Source organism: Pseudomonas sp. WOUb67, from assembly GCF_050058005.1.
Classification (GTDB): Bacteria; Pseudomonadota; Gammaproteobacteria; order Pseudomonadales; family Pseudomonadaceae; genus Aquipseudomonas; species Aquipseudomonas putida_R.
The window spans coordinates 4522866-4543147 of record NZ_CP170112.1; the positions used below are offsets into that span (position 1 = coordinate 4522866).

Below are 20282 nucleotides of genomic sequence, written 5' to 3' on the forward strand. Positions count from 1 at the left end.
GCCATACCTGTGGGAGCGGGCAAGTCCGCGAAAGGGCCAACAAAGGCAACCATTCAGCTGCCCTGAAAACGCGCACGGCGCACCATCAAAGCCCATTACTTGCCGCCTTCCCAGGGCTGAACCCCTCTATCCCAAGCCTTCCCGCCAACTGGCACCCTCCTTGCTACCGTCACCCGCTTAAGCTTTTGTCAGCCTTAGGTTTTTTAAGGTTTATGGGTACATATTTACTAATTTCTCGTTATCCCCGCGCCCCGCATCATCCCTCCAACAAGAACGCGTCGCCCATCGCCGGCACGCCCCCGGGCAGCTCCCGATGCCCTACCTTGCCTTGGAGTCAGTCATGACCAGTGCAGCCAATTCGGCACCCCTGATAGAAAAACACACAATCGGCTACGTGCCCCCGCAAGACCGCCATGGAAAGGTAAGGGATCTGTTCACACTGTGGTTCGGCGGCAACATCGCGCCGCTGCCCATCGTCACCGGCGCGCTGGGCGTGCAGCTGTTTCACCTGAACCTGATATGGGGCATCGTCGCCATTCTGGTCGGCCACCTGGTCGGCGGGGTGCTGATGGCGCTGCACTCGGCCCAGGGCCCGCAAATGGGCATCCCGCAGATGATCCAGAGTCGCGCCCAGTTCGGAACCCTCGGCGCGCTGCTGGTGGTGGTGATCGCCGGCGTCATGTACATCGGCTTCTTCGCCTCCAACATCGTGCTCGCCGGCAAGTCGCTGCATGGCGTGGTAGACACCGTGCCGGTACCGGTGGGCATCGTCATCGGTGCGCTGGGTTCGGGCATCATCGGCATCATCGGCTACCGCTTCATCCACGTGCTCAACCGTATCGGCACCTGGGTGCTGGGCATCGGCATCGTGGTCGGTTTCGGCTACATCTTCACCCACGTGCAAAGCGACGACTTCCTGACCCGCGGCAGCTTCAACCTGGCCGGCTGGCTGGCCACCGTGTCGCTGGCGGCGCTGTGGCAGATCGCCTTTGCGCCCTATGTGTCGGACTACTCGCGCTACCTGCCGGCGGATGTGAAAGTCAGCTCGACGTTCTGGACCACCTACCTGGGCTCTGCCCTGGGTTCGAGCCTGTCGTTCATCTTCGGCGCCGTGGCGGTACTGGCGATCCCGGCCGGCATGGACACCATGGATGCGGTCAAGCTGGCCACCGGCACCCTGGGCCCGATCATGCTGGTGCTGTTCCTGCTCAGCGTCATCAGCCATAACGCCCTCAACCTGTATGGCGCGGTGCTGTCGATCATCACCCTGGTGCAAACCTTCGCTTACCGCTGGATTCCTACTGCCAAGAGCCGTGCGGTGCTGTCGCTGATCGTGCTGTCGGCCTGCTGCGTAGTGGCGGTGTTCGCCTCGGCAGACTTCATCGGCCACTTCGTCGACATGGTGCTGGTGCTGCTGGTGGTACTGGTGCCGTGGACAGCGATCAACCTGATCGACTTCTATGTCATCCACAAAGGTGACTACGACATCCAGTCGATCTTCCAGGTCGATGGCGGTATCTACGGGCGTTACAACCCACAGGCGTTGATTGCCTATGCGGTAGGTATCGTGGTGCAGATCCCGTTCATGAACACGCCGCTGTATGTCGGGCCGATTTCCGAGCACATCAACGGGGCGGACCTGTCGTGGCTGGTGGGGCTGGCAATTACCTCGCCGCTGTACTGGTGGCTGGCTTCGCGTGACAGCGCTTACCGTCGTCGGCAGACGAGTGCCAAGTTGGCCATGGGGCACTGATTCAACCTGTGCCGGCCTCTTCCCGGGTAAACCCGCTCCCACAGAGACACCACGGATTTCAAACCCTGTGGCATTCCTGTGGGAGCGGGTTTACCCGCGAAGAGGCCGGCACAGGCAACAGACCAATCAGAGGTTGTACGCCCGCTCATTGTGCTCCGCCAGGTCCAGCCCCTGCTCTTCTTCCTCCCGACTGGCCCGCAGCCCGACAGTCAGCTTGATCGCCCCGAGAATCGCCCAGCTCACCACGAAGCAGTACACGAAGGTGAACGCCACCCCTTTGAGCTGTACCAGTGCCTGCCCGATGGGCGATACGCCCTCGACATAGCCCCCCAGCGATGGCGCTGCAAACACCCCGGTCAGCACCGCCCCGACCATCCCTCCCACGCCATGCAGCCCGAACACATCGAGGCTGTCGTCATACCCCAGTGCCTGCTTGAGCCGGGTCACGGCAAAGAAGCAGATGGCACCCGTCATCACACCGATCACCAGCGCACCCAGCGGCCCGACGAACGCGCAAGCCGGTGTGATGCCCACCAACCCGGCCAATGCCCCCGACGCCGCACCCAAGGCAGTCGGCCGGCCATGCATCACCTTCTCGGTCAGCAACCAACCGACAATCCCGGCGCAGGCCGCCACCATGGTCGCCAGCATCACCACCCCTGCCCCCTCGTTGGCTGCCAGCCCCGACCCTACGTTGAAGCCGAACCAGCCCACCCACAGCAACCCCGCACCCACCAGGGTAAAGCCGAGGTTGTGCGGCGGCATGGCCACCTGCGGGTAGCCTTTGCGCTTGCCCAGCATCAATGCCGCAGCCAGGGCAGCCACGCCGGAGTTGATATGCACCGCAGTACCACCGGCAAAGTCCAGCACGCCCCAATTGACCATCAGCGCCCCCGGCCCGCCCCACACCATATGGGCAATCGGCGCGTACACCAGCACGAACCACGCCGCCATGAACAGCAACGAAGCGCTGAACTTCATGCGTTCGGCAAAACCGCCGGCAATCAGCGCCGGGGTGATGATGGCGAACGTCAGCTGGAACACCGCAAACACGCCTTCGGGGATGGTGCCGACCAGGCTGTCATGGCCGATATCCAGCATCAGTGCCTTGTCCAGCCCGCCGATGAAACTGTTGAAGGTGAGCTGGCCCTCGACCATGCCGGTAGTATCGACCACCAGGCTGTAACCGAACAGTACCCAGAGGATCCCGATAACCCCGGCCACGGCGAACAGCTGGGTGAACACGGAGAGGAAGTTCTTCGCCCGTACCATGCCGCCGTAGAACAGCGCCAGGCCTGGGATGCACATCATCAGCACAAACATCGCGGCGCAGATCATCCAGGCGGTGTTGCCGGTGTCCAGGGTGGTTTCGGCGGCAGTGGCCTGGGTGGCCAGGGCTAACAACATTACAGCGAGGGTGAGGTGCTTCATGGAGTCACTCCTGTGTGAATGGTCGGGTGCCCTTGGGGCTGCCTTGCAGCCCATTCGCGGCACAAGGCCGCTCCTACAGGAGATCGCGGTTCGTTGTGGGAGCGGCCTTGCCGGGGCGCCGGACCGGTCGGAATGGGCCGCAAAGCGGCCCCAAAAACGCTGGATCAGTACTGCGCCTGCCCCGGCACCCAGGGAGTCCCCGCCAACGGCACCCGCGCCATCGCAGCCGCTTCCACGGTCAACGCCACCAGGTCCTCCGGGTCAAGGTTGTGCAGGTGCGACTTGCCACACGCCCGCGCCATGGTCTGCGCCTCCAGCACCAGCACGCGCAGGTAGTTCGCCAGCCGCCGCCCTGCCTCTTCCGGGTTCAGGCGCTTGGCCAGCTCCGGGTCCTGAGTGGTGATGCCGGCCGGGTCGCGGCCGTTTTGCCAGTCGTCATAGAAGCCCGCGGCCGAGCCAATCTTCTTCAGCTCGCTGTCCAGCCGCGGGTGGTTGTCACCCAGGGCGATCAACGCCGCCGTACCAATGGCCACCGCATCTGCCCCCAAGGCCATGGCCTTGGCCACGTCGGCACCATTGCGGATACCGCCAGAGACGATCAGCTGCACCTTGCGGTGCATGCCCATTTCCTGAAGCGCCTGCACCGCTTGCGGGATGGCCGGCAGAATCGGGATGCCGACGTGCTCGATGAACACTTCCTGAGTCGCTGCGGTACCGCCCTGCATGCCATCGAGCACGATCACATCCGCACCGGCCTTCACCGCCAGCTTCACGTCGTAATACGGGCGGCTGGCGCCGATCTTCACGTAGATGGGTTTTTCCCAGTCGGTGATCTCGCGGATCTCGGCAATCTTGATCGCCAGGTCATCCGGGCCGGTCCAGTCCGGGTGGCGGCAGGCACTGCGCTGGTCGACGCCGATCGGCAGGGTGCGCATGCCGGCTACCCGCTCGGTCACCTTCATGCCCAGCAGCATGCCGCCACCGCCCGGCTTGGCGCCCTGGCCGAGGACGATCTCGATGGCATCGGCCTTGCGCAGGTCGTCGGGGTTCATGCCGTAGCGCGATGGCAGGTACTGATACACCAGGTGCTGCGACTGGCCGCGCTCTTCCGGGGTCATGCCGCCGTCGCCGGTTGTGGTGCTGGTGCCGGCGATGGTCGCACCACGGCCCAGCGCTTCCTTGGCATTGGCCGACAGCGCGCCGAAGCTCATCCCGGCGATGGTCACCGGGATTTTCAGGTGGATCGGCTTTTTCGCAAAGCGGTTGCCCAGCACCACGTCGGTGCCGCACTTCTCGCGGTAGCCTTCCAGGGGGTAACGCGACACGCTGGCGCCCAGCAGCAGCAGGTCGTCGAAGTGCGGCACACGGCGCTTGGTGCCACCACCGCGAATGTCGTAGATGCCGGTTTCGGCGGCTCGCTGGATTTCCTGGATGGTCAGGCGATCGAAGGTGGCCGACTCACGCAGTACCGGGGGGAATTGCTCGCTCATGGGAATGCTCCTGGATCAGTACGCGCTGGCGTTGTCGACTTTGAAGTTGTACAGCTGGCGGGCCGAGCCGTAGCGTTTGAAATCGGCGGCCTTGTGGTCCAGGCCAGCCTTGTTCAGCAGTTCCTGCAGCTCTTGCAGGTGTTCGGCGCGCATGTCTTTCTCGATGCAGTCCGAGCCCAGCGACTGCACCGAGCCCTTGACGTAGATACGCACCTCATACAGCGAATCGCCCAACGCATCGCCGGCATCGCCACACACCACCAGGCGCCCGGCCTGGCCCATGAAGCAGCTCATGTGGCCAATGCTGCCGCCGACCACGATGTCCACGCCTTTCATGGAAATACCGCAACGGGCACCGGCGTCACCCTCGATCACCAGCAGCCCGCCATGGGCAGTGGCGCCCGCGGCCTGGGAGGCGCTGCCCTTGACCCGCACCGAGCCGGACATCATGTTCTCGGCCACGCCCACACCGACGTTGCCATGCACGGTGACACTGGCCTGCTGGTTCATGCCGGCGCAGTAGTAGCCGGCATGCCCTTCGATATCCACCGCCACGGCGGCGTTGATGCCCACAGCCAGGTTGTGCTTGCCGCCAGGGTGGGTCACTTGCCATTCAAGGTCCTGCACATCGCCGTGCAGGGACTGGTTGAGCACACGCACCGAAGTGCTGGAAAGGTCAATGGTCTTCATAAGGTTCTCCAGGGGTTCGGTGGCAGGTCAGGCGCTTTCGCGCTCCCAGACGTACAGCGTGGCCGGGGCCGGTTCCCAGACCTTGGCGTGCTCGATGCCTGGCAGGCCGGCCAGTGCCTGGTATTCCGAGGCCATGGCCACGTAGTCTTCGGTCTCGGCCAGCACCGCCGGCTTGCAAGCGATCGGGTCGCGGATCACGGCAAAGCCGTTGCGGGTGCCGATGGCAAAGGTGAAGAAGCCGTCCAGGTCTTCCAGTGCGCTATCCAGCGCCTGGGCCAGGCTGTCACCCTGCTGCAGGCGCCAGGTCAGGTAGCCGGCGGCCACTTCGGTGTCGTTGTCGGTTTCGAAACTGATGCCTTCGCGCTTGAGCTCCTGGCGCAGGCGGAAGTGGTTGGACAGCGAGCCGTTGTGCACCAGGCACAGGTCGGCGCCGGTGGAGAACGGGTGGCTGCCTTCCATGGTCACGGCGCTTTCGGTGGCCATGCGAGTGTGGCCGATGATGTGGCTGCCCTTCATGCCGGCCAGGCCGAAGCGGTCGGAAATTTCTGCCGGCAAGCCCATGCCCTTGAGGATTTCGATGCTCTGCCCGGCGCTCATGATGCGCACATCGGGCGCTAGCTCGGCCAACGCGGCGCGGGCAGCGGCTTCATCGGTGTGCACCTTGAGCACCGCGGCGCTGGCGTTCTGGAACCAGTCCAGCGAGCAGCCAAGGTGCCCTTCCAGCTGGCCCATCAAGGTGGTCCAGGGGTAATGGGTGTCAGCCGCTTGCAGGGTCAGCTTGACCCAGCCATCGGCCACTTCGTCGCCATAGATGGCAAAGCCGGCGCTGTCCGGGCCACGGTCGGTCATGGCTTCGAGCATGGGTTCGAAGAGCTTGCCAAGCTGGGCTTCCAGCTCGGGCTTTTTCAGGTACAGACCTACGATTCCACACATGGTGATGCTCCTTACTAGGCAGTGGGCGAGCGCTTTCGTGTCGGCCGCCCAAGGGATTGGGGGCGGTCAGAAGAACTCGGTGTAACGCTGGATTTCCCAGTCGGAGACGTGGCGGCAGTACTCCACCCACTCCATGCGCTTGAGCTTGATGAACTCGTCGACGATCTCGGCGCCCAGCACCTCGCGGAACAACGGGTCGGCTTCGAGCGCGTCGGCGGCCTCCTTCAGCGATTGCGGCAGGGTCTTGATGCCGCGTGCGGCAATTTCTTCAAGGCTGAGGTTGTAGAGGTTTTCATTGCACATCTCGCCCGGGTCCAGCTGGCGGTCGATGCCATCCAGGCCGGCGGCAATGATCGCGGCGGTGACCAGGTACGGGTTGCAACCGGCGTCCGGCAGGCGAAACTCCAGGCGACCATAAGGAATGCGCACCATCGCCGAACGGTTGTTGGCCCCCCAGGCGACGAACGCCGGGGCCCAGGTGGAACCCGACAACGAACGGCCCACCACCAGGCGCTTGTAGGAGTTGACCGTTGGCGCCGCAAAGGCACACAAGGCCGGGCCGTGGGCCATCAGCCCTGCGGCAAAGTGGTAGGCCAGCTTCGACAGGCCCATGCCGCTGCTGTCGGCCGGGTCGTGGAACAGGTTCTTGTTAGCGCTGCTGGCCAGCGACAGGTGAAAGTGCATGCCGTTGCCGGCGCGCTTGGGGTCAGGCTTGGGCATGAACGAGCAGATCATGCCCAGGTCGTTGGCGATCTCGCCGGCGGCCATGCGGAAGAAGGTGAAGCGGTCGGCCGACTCCATGGCGTCGCTGTAGGTGTAGTTGATCTCGAACTGGCCGTTGGCGTCTTCGTGGTCGATCTGGTAGATGTCAAAGCCCACCGGCTGCAGCGCCTCGGTCAGGCGCTCGAGGAACAGCCGCGAGCGTGATAGGCCCTTGTAGTCGTAGCATGGCTTGTCGAGGTTGTCGGAGGCGTCCACCAGTTGCAGCTTGCCGCCTTCGTCGCGGCGGAACAGGCTGAACTCGGGCTCAAGGCCGGTGTTCAGGGTCCAGCCCTTGTCGGCCAGGCGCTGCACCTGCTGCTGCAGCACGTAGCGGGTGTCGTAGGGCCAAGGCTGGCCGTTGACATGGCCCACGCACACCACCCGGCCATAGCCCGGCTGCCACGGCACAGGGACCAACGTGGCGAGGTCGCCACGGGCCATGAAGTCTGGGCCGTGCGGCTCCATACCCATGCCGCAGATGGCGAACCCGGCAAAGCCGGCACCCTCCTCGGCTACCATCTTAAGGCCCGATACCGGCACCGATTTGGTCTTCGCCGAACCATGGATATCGACGAACTGCGCCAGCACGTACTTGATGCCGTGTTGGTCGAGGGTGCGCTGGGTTTCTGCTGGCAACATGGGTTGAACACTCCTGGGCAAGGGGCAATGATTCCGCAAGGGAAACTTACTTTCCTCTAAGGAATGCAATGCGCTTGCCAAGTTTGTTCAGAGTGCGACCTTGGGGTGTCTGTTCGGGCCTCTTCGCGGGCACGCCCGCTCCCACAGGATTCGCCCCAAAGCCTTGTGGGAGCGGGCGTGCCCGCGAAGAGGCCGGCACAAGCAAGACAAAACCCAGGCAGGTTTTTCTCTTCTATTTATGGGAAACTTGTTTTCACCTGAGGAAAGAAGCGGCCAGCGCAGCTGCCTTTCGCACTTTCCCAGTGCGAAATATTTATTCTTGAACTGAAACCGTGCAGGACACTCGATGTCGACCGAAACCGAACCGCGCCTTCGCCTGGAGCAGTACCTTGGCCTGCAGATCAAGCGCCAGCGCCAGGCCCAGTCCCTCAAGCTCGCCGATGTGGCACGCATCGCCGGCATCAGCCAGGGCATGCTGAGCAAGATCGAGAACGCCCAGGTGTCCACCAGCCTCGACACCCTCAGCCGCCTGTGCGACGTACTGGGCATGCCGATGGCCAAGCTGTTCAGCCAATACGACCAGCCCGACGGCAATGCCCTGCTGGTGAAAGCCGGTGAAGGGCTGGAAGTGGTACGCCGCGGCACCGAGAAGGGTCACACCTACCACTTGCTCAATCACGCCAGAGGGCCGAAGAAGAACTTCGAGGCCTATATGGTGAGCATGGACGACGCCAGCGAAGAGTTCCCCACCTTTGCCCACCCCGGCACCGAGTTCCTCCACTTGCTGGAGGGCGAACTGGTGTACCGCCATGGCAACCGGCTCTATCACATGCACGCCGGCGACAGCCTGACCTTCGACGGCGAAACCCCACATGGCCCGGAGCAACTGGTGCAAGTGCCCATACGCCTGCTGTCGATCATGAACTACGGCGACGAGTGACGCGGCGCCGCAAGGCAACAGCCGATGTCGCGATCAGACAAGCACACGTCGCCCGCAATCGGCTGCAAAACCCTGTATACAAAAATAATACACACATCGACCAGCCCCGCGCCGTGGGCTGGCCGACGTGGTAGCCGCGAGTAAAACAGCCTCGCTTCACAATTCCAACGCTGTGGCGCCTTTTTGCACCGGGCAATTCGTCCGGGCTCATAACGATAAAACTCCCAGTATTAAAGACCCGCGCCGCGCCAGCCGGGAGTGTTAGCGCGCGCCACATTGTGAAGACTTGACTGCCATGATCGCGACTTCAATCCCCGTAGCCGGTGCTGCCACCGGCCACCGTAACGCCCTGTGCGTTGCCCATATCGCCGCTGTGCTGTTCGGCCTGACCGGCATTCTTGGTCACTTGATCGACGCCGACGCCAGCATCATCACCTTCGGCCGCGCCACCTTCGCCTTCATTGCCCTGGGCTTCGTCGCCGGGCTCAAGGGCACACGCCTGCTCGATGCGCTCACCCTGCGCAACCTGCCGGTGCTGGGCCTGACCGGCGCCCTGCTGGCAACCCACTGGGTCACCTTTTTCATTGCTGTAAAAGTTGGCGGCGTGGCGGTGGCCACCCTGGGCTTCGCCAGCTTCCCGGCATTCATCGCCATGATCGAGCGCGGTGTATTCGGCCAGCGCATCGGTGCCGTACAAGGGTTGCTGTTGCTGATGGTCACCGCAGGCCTGGTACTGGTGGTGCCGACCTTCGACCTGCTCGACAAAGGCACCATCGGCCTGCTGTGGGGCCTGGGCTCGGGCCTGGCATTCGCCCTGCTGACCGTGGCCAACCGCCGCAATGCCTCGAGCATGAACGCCATGCAGGTGGCCTTCTGGCAGAACGTGGTAGTGGCCGCGCTGGTGGCGCCATTTGCCTTCACCCACCTGGGCAGCACCAGCCTGGCGGGCAGTGACTGGATCAACCTGGCGCTGCTGGGCGTGTTCTGCACCGGGCTGTCGCAGTTTTTGTTCGTCAAGAGCCTGGAAGGCCTGGAGGCCCGCACGGCCGGCATGATCATCGCGCTGGAGCCGGTGTACGCGATCATTGGCGCGTGGTGGCTGTTTGGTGACCAGCCGAGCCTGCGGATGGCCGCGGGTGCAGCGCTTATCGTACTGGCGACCCTGCTGGCTGCAGCGCGCAAGGCACCGGCCGAGCAAGGCGATACCAGCCGCTGCGCGCATTGATACACCTTGCTCTTTTGCGGCTAAGCGCGCGTTAGTTCGGACACCGCAGAGAGCGCTGGGCCTCAGAATGGGGCCTTCAGCGAGATACTCCGGGCAGCGAGACCTGAACGAGGAAATCCGGAAGCGCAGCCTAGGGACCGGGCTTGCGCGAGCTCCTTCAGATCCATTAAGCGCCTGCAACCTTCTTGATGGAGAAAGCAAGAATCTCAATCAGCTTGTCGACATCGGCATGGGTATAGTTAAGCGAAGGAGCGAACCCTAGGATGTCGTCGTTGAAAGCACGGAACACAAGGCCTTCACTGAACGCATGAGCCAGGATCTTCTGGCCCATCTTCAACTTGGCGTCAGGCTTCGCTCTGGTGTGTTTGTCTGCTACCAGTTCGACACCCGCCAGCATTCCGCGTCCACGTACCTGGCCTACCACATCCAGTTTTTCCAACGACCGCAGCTTGCCCTGGAAGTACTCACCTACTTCAGTGCCATTTTTTAGCAGCCCATTCTCGTAAAGGTCGAGCGTTGCATTGGCGATGGCCGCGCTGACAGGATGACCGGCATAGGTTTGACCATGACCAAAGGGTGTGCCGTCAGATCCAGCCTCCGCAATCGCCGCGTACATTTGTTCAGAAATAATAGTCGCGCCCATTGGCGCGTAACCGGATGTCAGGCCCTTAGCCATGGTCATAACGTCCGGACTGACGCCTTCATGTTCACAGCCGAACATCGGGCCGGTGCGGCCAAACCCAGTGATTACTTCGTCAACGATCAGCAAGATTCCAAGCTCATCGCAAGTAGCCCGCATCGCTTTCAAATAGCCAGCCGGAGGCACAATGACTCCACCAGAGCCGATGATGGGCTCACAGATGAATGCCGCTACGTTACCCTGCCCGATTTCTTGAACCTTGCTTTTGAGTGCAGCAACGGTGGCTGCCAAGACAGCAGTCTCGTCTGGCCCGGCGCTGTGGCGGTAAGGGTAAGGTGCTTCGATGTGATGCTGAGTTGACGTAGGCACATCGAAATATCGATGGAAAACAGGCAGTGCGGTCAGGCCGCTCCCTACAGCCGAGGAGCCATGATAGCCACGTTGCACCGCGATGAAGTGTTTCTTCTCAGGCTGGCCGATGGCATTGAAGTAATAGCGAACAGTACGAATAGCTGTATCGACAGCGTCCGATCCACCCTGGCCAAAGATGACGTGATTCAGGCCTGGTGGAGCCAGCTTGGCCAAGCGATACGCCAGTTCGATTGCAGGCTCGCTCCCGAAGCCAAAGTATCCGGTTGCGTACGGCAGGACTTCGAGCTGCTTCTTCGCCGCTTCAACAATCGATTGTTGGCCGTAACCAGCGTTTACGCACCAGAGCCCCGAAAATGCGTCTTGTACACGGTGACCGTTCACATCCACTAAATGGATACCCTCGGCGCTTTCCCAAGCGCATACGCCCTTCGCCTGGTGATCCATCAGGGCGGTGACCGGGTGAACCCAGTGTTGATCTTTTTCCTGAAGCTTTTTCATACGACCTCTCAGCAATAAATGCATGAATAGTTGGCTCTGTCCAAAACAACATCGGCCAGAGCCAACCCACGTCTTGGATTTGGAAATTAATCCAGGCCGCCTTGGCAGACGTATTTGATGTGCATGTACTCTTCGAGGCCGTGAACGGAGCCTTCTCGACCGTATCCCGAATCCTTCACGCCACCAAACGGAGCAGCTTCGGCAGCCAGAGCACCTTCGTTCACACCGACTATGCCGCACTCAAGTGCGTCGGTTACACGATGCACACGGCGCATATCGTTGGTGTAGAAATAGGATGCCAGGCCGAAAGGCGAGTCGTTGGCCATCTTGATGACCTCTTCCTCGGTTTCAAACCGGGTGATCGGGGCTACCGGGCCGAAAGTTTCCTCATGGAAGCATTTGGATGACGGATCTACGTCGGCCAGAACGGTTGGAGCGTAGTAGGTAGACTCAGCACGCTGCTCGGTGAAAAGGCGCTTGCCTCCCGCCATGACGCGAGCACCCCGAGCTACTGCATCGTTGACATGCTCCTCAATCTTGGCGATCGCTTTCGCGTTGATCATCGGGCCAATCTGCGACTTCGAATCGCTGGCCGGGCCAACTACCAGGGCCGACACACGAGCAGTAAGTTTTTCAAGGAAATTACCGTAGACCTTGGACTGGACGTATACGCGGTTAGGGCACACGCAGGTCTGCCCGCCGTTTCGGAATTTAGCCACCATCAAGCCTTCTACGGCGGCATCAATGTCAGCGTCCTCAAACACGATGAACGGCGCATTGCCGCCCAGCTCCAAGGCCAGCTTTTTCAAGGTACGCGAGGATTCGTGGGCCAGGTGCTTACCGACAGGCGTCGAGCCAGTGAAGGTAATTTTGCGAACACGTGGATCATCTAACCACACATCCGCAACCGTCTTGGACGCGGAAGTATTAACGATGTTAAGGACGCCAGCCGGGACGCCAGCCTCTTCGGCAAGCTTGACCAGTGCCAAAGCAGTGAGCGGCGTTTCCGCCGCAGGCTTACATACAACAGTACAGCCAGCAGCCAATGCTGGAGCGATTTTCCGAGCGATCATCGCCGCCGGGAAGTTCCAGGGTGTGATGGCCGCCACAACACCGACTGGCTCCCTGTAGGCCGCCATTTTGCGGCCACGTACGGCTTGAGGAATGATGTCACCATTTGCCCGAGTTGCTTCCTCAGCAAACCACTCGACATAGCTCGCGGCGTAGGCAATTTCGCCTACGGCTTCAGCAAGCGGTTTACCTTGCTCAGTAGAAATGATCTTACCCAGGTCTTCAGCGTTGGCCATGATCAAATCATTCCAACGCTTCAAGATTACCGCTCGCTGCTTGGCAGGCGTCGAGCGCCAAGCTTCAAACGCGTCAACTGCCGCTTCGACCGCCGCCTTTGCGTCCTTCTCGTTGCTGTCTGGAACCAGCGTAACGCGCTCCCCAGAGGCTGGATTGTTCACTGGGAGGGTTGCGCCAGATGCTGCGTCCTGCCACACACCAGCGATGTAGTTCTTGGTGAGAATCAACTCCTCGCGCTGCAGCTTAAAGTTCATAAAACCTCCAGAGAAATGCGAAAAAGTAGGCAAACGTAGTGCCTTCATTCGAATACGAAGAAGGCATGCGTTACCCGATAGCAACGATGATTAACGCGCAGTGAACACCCATTTAATGGGCCCGCACTTCAGCCTGATGCGACCTGGCTTTAACCATTGATTTAAAGTAAATGCTATGCGCCGAGGCTGAAACCTTCTACCTACCCAAAATAGGATAAAAATGTGCTGAATGAGACTTTAGAGTAGGAACTTCAACTTCGCGCTCATATCTAGTGAAACGCCTAGCACCCAGCTTGTGTTGCAGGGTCGGACGATCGTCATGCAGTGAATTCATCTGAACGCATTCGGCTGAACCCACCAGTTCCCGCCGGCATAAACAGGCCCTTTGGATAGGAGTCGACGTCACAGACCTTAGGAACAGAATGAAGGCAGGTGGTAAGCCTACGGCAGCCGCTGGCACCACCCACCAGAGTTGATCCAGATCGTAATACTCAATGTAATCAAGCCCAGATCACAGCGTGAATACTCTCACAGCCTCGCGCTGCACCGTATCTGATGCACAACCCCAATGATCACCAAAGCAATTCCTGCAGTACCAGTAGAGATGACCAGAACCTGATACTCAGGCATGAACGACATTACCCCCAGACAAACCACGATGAAAACTATTACTGCCCAGGTCAGCCAAGGGAAAAGCCACATTCTTAACGGAATGTCACTACCACTCGCCTCAAGCTTACGACGCATCTTCAACTGTGAACACGCAATGACGAGGTAAACCAAGAGGGCGATGGTTCCCGTCATGTTCATCAGCGTATCAAGAATATCCTTAGGGCGTAGCACTTCGCTGAAATTGATCAACGCTAACACAACCGCCACGACGCAAGAGCCGATGATCGCATACAACGGAATTCCCGTTTCTGCTTTTGTGAACTTGAAGAACGACGGTGCATCGCCACGTGTCGCCAAAGAATAAAGCATGCGTGAGGCCGTGTAGTGAGCTGAAATCAGACAGCTACTAACCGACGTCAACACTACAAAGTTCATTAGCATTTCGGCACCCGGCACTCCCAACAGCTCGAGTGTACGCCGGTATGAGCCATAACCCGACTCGCCAAGCATAGGGTCATTCCACGGCACCAAGCACACGATAAGGAAGATTGACCCGACGTAAAATAAGCCTACGCGCCAAACGACTGACTTAGTCGTTTTGACGATCTGCTGCGCTGGATTCGCAGACTCGGACGCTGCAATAGTCGCAATTTCAGCGCCCAGGAACGCAAACATCACACCCAGCATGGCACCTACGACAGGATCTATTCCATTTGGCATGAAGCCGTGCGCAGTCAGGTTGCTGATGCCTCTCACCTCCCCTAGCGTCCAGATGTTAGTGACTGCCAGGCAGCAAACGATCAGGAAGCAAAAAATCGCCACTACTTTAATTAGCGCAAACCAAAACTCAAACTCGCCATAGTTTTTTACGTTGAAAAAGTTGATACTGATCAATAGGAGTGTCGTTGCCAGCACAAAGACGTTGACACTAATACTTGGGAACCAACCGTTTAAAATCTTGCCAGCTACATAGGCCTCCCAAGCCATTAAACTCACCCAATATCCCCAGTACAACCAGCCAATGGTGAATCCTGCCCAGCGGCCAATAGCGCGATCGGCATACGTTGAAAATGAACCTGTGTCGGGGGAGGACGTGGCCATTTCACCAAGCATTCGCATGATGAGCATCATCAAGACCCCACCGACCAGAAACGCCAGGAACGCTGCGGGGCCTGCACTATGGATAACGCTTCCGGAGCCGACGAATAGGGATCCTCCGATAACACCCGCGATGGACATCATTGTCAAATGTCGGGACTTAAGGCCAGCTTTGAGCTGACCCTCCTGACTCTGTACCTTGCTGTTTGCTGTAACTGTATCCACAACTGCTTTCCTCATTTTATTTTAATCAAGTATCAATCACGGGCAGGTCGAATCCCCCTATGCGAAATAGCCATCCAGGAGAGAAGTACAACGCACTGATATTCGGCCCACAGCGATAGGTGGCTACATACGCTCAAAAAAAAGCCCCCAGTGTGGAGGGGGCAAGTACAACAAAAAGGTAGAGACCAGAACCGAGGGACCAATTCAATCCGTTCTACCATTACTGCGCAGTACGAAGATTCCTGATTCGTTACTTGAGAGCCGGGGCCTCAGTCTTCTTGGACATGACCATCGATACAACAACCAACGCTGCCCCCACCCAGATATACCACTGCATACCTACATTCAGGTAAAGCGCCAAAAAGGCTGTTGATAGCACAGGCGTGGCATAGCTGAGCACGGCGACTTGTTCATGGTTTGCTTTCTTCATCGCATAGTCCCAGAGGTAGAATGCCCCACCCATCGGGCCAATGCCCATGTACAAGATCGCCCAGATTTCGTTAGTGGTTAATGTCGGCCACTGTGCACCCGTACGATAAAGCGCTAAGCAAACAGCTCCAGAAACAAGACAATACAAGCCAACAGAGGCGCTAGGCACATGAGGGTACCTCTTCGCCAATAGCGAGTATACAGCCCAGATGATTGCAGAAACAAAAGCAAGGGTGTAGCCCAGCCAGGTGTTAGAAGCGTCGCCAACGCTGATCGAGTGACCAGGGTTACAGCTAATCATAGCACCTACAAAGCCAATAAGACCTGCGAGAACAGATTGGACTGTTAGTTTGCCGCCGCGAACAAAAAAAGGCCCCAGCAAAACAATGAAGACAGGCCAAAGATAGTGAAGCAGACTAACGCCGATTGGATCGGCAAGCTGCAAGGCATAAAAATAGATAACATGGTACGTCAACATGCAAAACGTACCAATCAGAAACAATTCGCGAGGCATCTTCCAGAGCTTAAGCCAAGGAAGGCCAATCACACCACCAATGAAAAGCGCAGCACCCGTAATAAACATGGGCGAAACATTACTACAAAACGTTACGCTTACGGCCAGAGTACTCCAAATAATGACCGCCGCTATGGCAGGCAACATACCAAAACCAGTTTTAGTTGCTGCCGTATCGAGTGAATTCATAGCTTTTGTACCATTGAAGTGAAAAAGCCGGCAGCCCTAAGGCTACCGGCTCTTGACTCAGCCTTTCAGGGCTTTCTTATGGGCTTCAGCCATCTCGCCCATGCTGTTGAAACGGAAATCGATATTTGGCATACGCGACGGCACATGGGTAGCACCATAGCCTTCTTTACCGTGACGACGGTAGATCCAGGCCGACGCCAAGCCTGCGTCGTTGGCTGGGATGTGGTCGTGATACAGGCTCTCTGCAGTGTGCAGAATATCGCCTTTCTCGATGCCAGCCTCACCCAGAGCATCGATCATGAAGGTGAAGTTATTTGGATTTGGCTTATACGAACCAACATCCTGGGCGGTAATGATATGGTCGAACTCAACACCCAGTTTGGCATTGCTCAGCTTGAACTCGTTGCGATCGATGTTGGACAGGATCACCAGCTTGTAGTGGTTCTTCAGGTACTGAAGAGCCTCAACGGTGTCTGGGAAAGCAGGCCAGTTTTTGACAGAGGTGCCGAACGCTTCGCGCTCAGCGGCGTCGGGCTCCAGGCCCCACTCTTTGGCAATGCGATCGTACACAGCGCGCAGGATGTCCTGATACAGAGCACCTGGAGTTTCGGTCTGCTGAGGCGACTCGTTACGACCGAACACTTCCAGCAGTTCATCGGAAGTGAAAGTTTTCCCGGTGCGCTTTGCCAGCGGTTGGAGTGCGTTGACAATACCGGTTTCCCAGTCAATCAGGGTGCCGTAGCAATCGAAGGTCAGCGCTTTGAAGTCGGTCAGTTGCATCTTGATATCCTACTTTCAGGTTTACTTGTTTTGGGTTAGTCGCCAAACAGAAGCTCAGCAACCAAGGGTTAGAAAATTTTGCTTCCGATTGGCACGTGGCGTTCAGTGGTCAGGTAAACCACCTCACCCGGCTCGCGATCCACGCCCAGCATCAACACCTCGGAGGTGAAGCCTGCAATCTTCCTTGAGCCCAGATTGACGGCGCAAACCACCTGCTTACCGACAAGTTCTTCGGGGCTGTAGAGCTTGGTGTACTGGGCGCTGGTGGTCTTCTCACCCAGCTCACCAAAATTGATCCAGAACTTATAAGCTGGCTTGTTTGCTTTTTCATTGAGCTCTACTCGCACGACTTCGCCGACACGAATATCAACCTCATTGAACGCTTCAAACGGGGTCATAACCACTCCAGAATAATTGCGGTGCTAAAACGATAGACCGTCAGGCTCAGGCCTTGGCGGCAACCAGCGCACGCTCGAACATATCCAGCGCCTCAGCAACATCCTGCTCGGAAATCACCAGAGGGCAGATGAAGCGAACGACGTTACGGTAGACGCCACACTTGATGACCAGCAGACCTTCTTCACGGGCAGCATCAATCACGCGCTGGGCAGTGGCGGCATCGGGCTCTTTGGTATCGCGATTGGTAACGAACTCTACGGCGGCCATGGCGCCGGTGGCACGTACGTGACCAATGCCCTTGAAACGACCTTCCAGAGGCTTGAAGCCTTCCAGGAGCTGCGCACCAATGGCACGGCTGCGCTCGGTCAGGTTCTCGGACTCGAAAATCTTGATGACTTCCAGTGCTGCTGCGCAGCCCAGTGGGTTACCGCCGTAGGTACCACCCAGACCACCAGGCAGAGGTGCGTCCATGATTGCGGCACGACCTACAACACCCGAAATTGGCAAACCACCGGCCAGGCTCTTGGCAACAGTTACGAGGTCGGGCTGGATGCCCGAGTGCTCGAAACCAAACATTTTGCCAGTACGACCGAAGCCGGTCTGGATCTCGTCGCAGATCAGAACGATGCCCAGCTCTTCGGTTTTCTTGCGCAGAGCACGCATGAATTCAACCGGTGCTTGAATGAAACCGCCGTCACCCTGAACAGGCTCAATGATGATTGCCGCTACACGGTCGGCAGCAATCTGCGTGTCGAAGACTTCTTGCAAGGCGGCAAGCGCTTTCTCGGTGGTCACGCCACGGTACTCATTCGGGTACGGCGTGTGGTAGATATCCGGGGCGTATGGGCCGAAATTCTGACGGTAAGGCTGGCTCATGCCAGTCAGGGTCATACCCATCAAGGTACGCCCGTGGAAACCGCCACGGAATGCGATCACCCCCGGACGATTGGTGTAAGCACGCGCGATCTTGATGGCGTTCTCAACGGCTTCAGCACCGGTAGTCAGGAACACCGACTTGTAGTGCTCCGGGCCGCCCACCAGGTTGTTCAGCTTCGCAGCGAGGTCGGTGTACTGGTCGTAAGCTGCCACCTGGAAGCAGATGTGCGAGAAGGTATCCAACTGCTTACGTACCGCTTCGACTACGCGTGGATGGTTGTGACCGACGTTCAGCACGCCGATACCACCTACGAAGTCCAAGTATTTCTTACCTTGGTCATCCCAAAGGTAAGCACCTGCAGCGCGGCTCACAGTGATCGGGTGAGCAACAGCAATACCGTTTGATACGTGTTGCGCGCGAGGCGATACAGACAGTTTTTGTTGAGAAGACATGGCATTCACCTTTGTGTGTCAGTTTGGAAATGCTATCCACACCCGCCCACTCGAACTACGCACTCAAAGCAGGAAATAACGCCCGGAAAGTGCTTCTATAAATAGGAGCCGCCTATGCCCGCAATCCGTCAGCAGAGACAGAGACAGAAAGAAAATCGGAAGGCGGAAGACGGAAGACGTCTGTGCACTTGCCCCATAAGTACCTGAATGAAAAAAGGGGTGACCACCCTAGGTAGTCACCCCTCGCATCGAGCCAATTTTGGGCAATCAAATCACTGATCGACTGCTGCCCTCTGAGACCAGGGAGCGGCCTTGGAGCGACGCTTGGTGTACAGCCCAGTGGCAACGATCGCGGCAGCAAGCACTGCGGTAGCTGCCACCTCACCCGTGTGCTTAGGCAGCGTCAACATCAGAGCCAGCGCACCGGTGATGAAAATGATCACCAGCCAGGTCAACCATGGATATAGCCACATTTTGAAGCCGAGCTCCTGCCCACTGGCGATCAACTGCTTACGCATACGCAGCTGTGAAACAGCGATGACAAGATAAACGAGGAGCGCTACCGCACCCGAGGTTGCAAGCAGGAAGGCAAAGACCTTTTCGGGGGCGAAGTAATTGATTGCAGTCGTGAGGAAACCGATCGCAGTACTGGCCAACACGGCCTTGAGGGGGACATTGGAAGCCGTGGTTTTTTTCAATCCCTGCGGGGCATCACCCCGCTTAGCCAACGCAAAGAGCATGCGAGAAGCAGTGTAGATTGCCGAGTTAAGGCAGCTAGCCACAGCTACAAGCACCACGATATCAACAATCAGTTTTGCGTAAGGAATCTGGAGAAGCTCCAAGGCCCGCTGGTACGAACCTACGATCGATAGCTGAGCGTCACTCCATGGAACGATGGAAACGACCATGAAGATGGATACGACGTAGAAAATGCCGATCCGCCAGATAACCGAGTTAGTGGCCCGAGCGATCTGCTGCGAGGGGTTCTTGGATTCTGCTGCTGCAATGGTGACGATCTCAGTGCCCATGAAGCTGAACATGGTAGTCAGCAATGCCCCAAGCACCGGGCCATAACCATTTGGCGCAAAGCCACCATTTGCGCTCATGGTCGCGATGAAACCATCAACCTCCCGGCCAGGAAGACCACCTACCAGAGCGACGGCAGCCAGGGCGATGAACGCCATGATGGCTACAACCTTTGACAACGCAAACCAGAATTCGAACTCTCCGTACTTCGCTACACTGAACAGGTTCGAGATCGTAAGCAGCGCTGTGATCGCCAAGGCAAATGCCCACGTTTCAATCCCTGGGAACCACGAGTTCAGAATGGCGGCTGCCGCAATGGCCTCAAGCGGGATGACAAGCACCCAGAACCACCAGTACAACCAGCCGATGGAGAACCCAGCCCATGGGCCGATGGCCCTGTTAGCGTAGGTGGAAAACGAACCGGTATCAGGTGAAGCGACGGCCATCTCCCCTAGCATGCGCATGACCAATACGACGAGCGTACCCGCGGCTATGTAGGAAAGGAGGACAGCTGGGCCGGCTGCTGCGATTGCATGACCAGAGCCGACAAAAAGTCCAGCCCCGATAACACCCGCAATGGAGAGCATCGTGACGTGACGCTGTTTCAACCCTGTAGCGAGATTCGAACCTTCAGTGTTAGTTGAATGGCTCGTCTGGGGAGTATGGGACATCAATTCAAGCCTCGAGTTATTATTAGGCAGGCAAACATTCATGTAACTGACTAATCGGCTTTAGCGCGATCCGCA

At 58.5% G+C, this 20282-nt stretch carries 16 protein-coding genes; 3 read left to right on the forward strand and 13 right to left on the reverse strand.

Translation table 11 applies throughout. From position 1 onward, the window contains the following. The first annotated feature begins 340 nt into the window (after positions 1-340). Positions 341-1753: a purine-cytosine permease family protein gene (locus ABOC32_RS20115; protein ID WP_016499253.1), complete on the forward strand. Its 1413-nt coding sequence runs from the start codon at positions 341-343 to the stop codon at positions 1751-1753. A 126-nt stretch (positions 1754-1879) separates the two neighbouring features. On the opposite strand, the gene ABOC32_RS20120 is transcribed toward ABOC32_RS20115, so the two are convergent. The 5 genes from ABOC32_RS20120 to glnT all read right to left on the reverse strand — a co-directional run bounded on the left by ABOC32_RS20120 (position 1880) and on the right by glnT (position 7698). After that, positions 1880-3184 (reverse strand): ammonium transporter, encoded by a 1305-nt coding sequence (locus ABOC32_RS20120; protein ID WP_086975055.1) that lies wholly within the window; start codon positions 3182-3184, stop codon positions 1880-1882. Positions 3185-3348: 164 nt separating this feature from the next. Further along, positions 3349-4674 (reverse strand): FMN-binding glutamate synthase family protein, encoded by a 1326-nt coding sequence (locus tag ABOC32_RS20125; RefSeq protein ID WP_426808556.1) that lies wholly within the window; start codon positions 4672-4674, stop codon positions 3349-3351. Between the two features lie 15 nt (positions 4675-4689). Then, on the reverse strand, positions 4690-5364 hold the full coding sequence (locus tag ABOC32_RS20130) for a protein glxC (protein ID WP_086975057.1): 675 nt from the start codon (positions 5362-5364) through the stop codon (positions 4690-4692). A 27-nt stretch (positions 5365-5391) separates the two neighbouring features. Then, a complete protein-coding gene (locus ABOC32_RS20135) occupies positions 5392-6297 on the reverse strand; it encodes a class II glutamine amidotransferase (protein ID WP_426808557.1) in 906 nt (301 codons plus the stop codon). A gap of 66 nt (positions 6298-6363) precedes the next feature. Then, positions 6364-7698 carry a type III glutamate--ammonia ligase gene (gene glnT / locus ABOC32_RS20140; RefSeq protein ID WP_426808558.1) on the reverse strand — a complete coding sequence of 445 codons (1335 nt, stop codon included), beginning with the start codon at positions 7696-7698 and terminating at the stop codon, positions 6364-6366. Between the two features lie 346 nt (positions 7699-8044). Here glnT and ABOC32_RS20145 point away from each other — a divergent pair, with 346 nt between their 5' ends. After that, positions 8045-8638 carry a helix-turn-helix domain-containing protein gene (locus tag ABOC32_RS20145; RefSeq protein ID WP_016499247.1) on the forward strand — a complete coding sequence of 198 codons (594 nt, stop codon included), beginning with the start codon at positions 8045-8047 and terminating at the stop codon, positions 8636-8638. Between the two features lie 295 nt (positions 8639-8933). After that, positions 8934-9863, forward strand: coding sequence for a DMT family transporter (locus ABOC32_RS20150; RefSeq protein ID WP_426808559.1), 930 nt, complete (start codon positions 8934-8936; stop codon positions 9861-9863). A 166-nt stretch (positions 9864-10029) separates the two neighbouring features. Here the strand turns inward: ABOC32_RS20150 and ABOC32_RS20155 are convergent, their stop codons facing one another. The 8 genes from ABOC32_RS20155 to gabP all read right to left on the reverse strand — a co-directional run bounded on the left by ABOC32_RS20155 (position 10030) and on the right by gabP (position 20207). Further along, the gene (locus tag ABOC32_RS20155) at positions 10030-11373 is read right to left on the reverse strand and encodes an aminotransferase class III-fold pyridoxal phosphate-dependent enzyme (protein WP_426808560.1); all 1344 of its coding nucleotides are present in this window, start codon (positions 11371-11373) and stop codon (positions 10030-10032) included. Between the two features lie 86 nt (positions 11374-11459). Beyond that, complete coding sequence (locus ABOC32_RS20160) at positions 11460-12935, reverse strand: NAD-dependent succinate-semialdehyde dehydrogenase (RefSeq protein ID WP_426808561.1); 1476 nt, start codon at positions 12933-12935, stop codon at positions 11460-11462. A gap of 528 nt (positions 12936-13463) precedes the next feature. After that, entirely contained in the window at positions 13464-14870 is a 1407-nt protein-coding gene (locus ABOC32_RS20165; protein ID WP_426808562.1) for an amino acid permease, read from the reverse strand. A 250-nt stretch (positions 14871-15120) separates the two neighbouring features. After that, entirely contained in the window at positions 15121-16002 is an 882-nt protein-coding gene (locus ABOC32_RS20170; RefSeq protein WP_426808563.1) for a DMT family transporter, read from the reverse strand. Between the two features lie 57 nt (positions 16003-16059). After that, the gene (locus ABOC32_RS20175; RefSeq protein WP_099429041.1) at positions 16060-16782 is read right to left on the reverse strand and encodes a haloacid dehalogenase type II; all 723 of its coding nucleotides are present in this window, start codon (positions 16780-16782) and stop codon (positions 16060-16062) included. A 68-nt stretch (positions 16783-16850) separates the two neighbouring features. Then, entirely contained in the window at positions 16851-17180 is a 330-nt protein-coding gene (locus tag ABOC32_RS20180) for a tRNA-binding protein (RefSeq protein WP_426808564.1), read from the reverse strand. 46 nt (positions 17181-17226) lie between these two features. After that, the gene (gene gabT, locus ABOC32_RS20185) at positions 17227-18510 is read right to left on the reverse strand and encodes a 4-aminobutyrate--2-oxoglutarate transaminase (RefSeq protein ID WP_426808565.1); all 1284 of its coding nucleotides are present in this window, start codon (positions 18508-18510) and stop codon (positions 17227-17229) included. Between the two features lie 272 nt (positions 18511-18782). Then, entirely contained in the window at positions 18783-20207 is a 1425-nt protein-coding gene (gabP, locus tag ABOC32_RS20190; RefSeq protein ID WP_426808566.1) for a GABA permease, read from the reverse strand. Between the last annotated feature and the right edge of the window lie 75 nt (positions 20208-20282).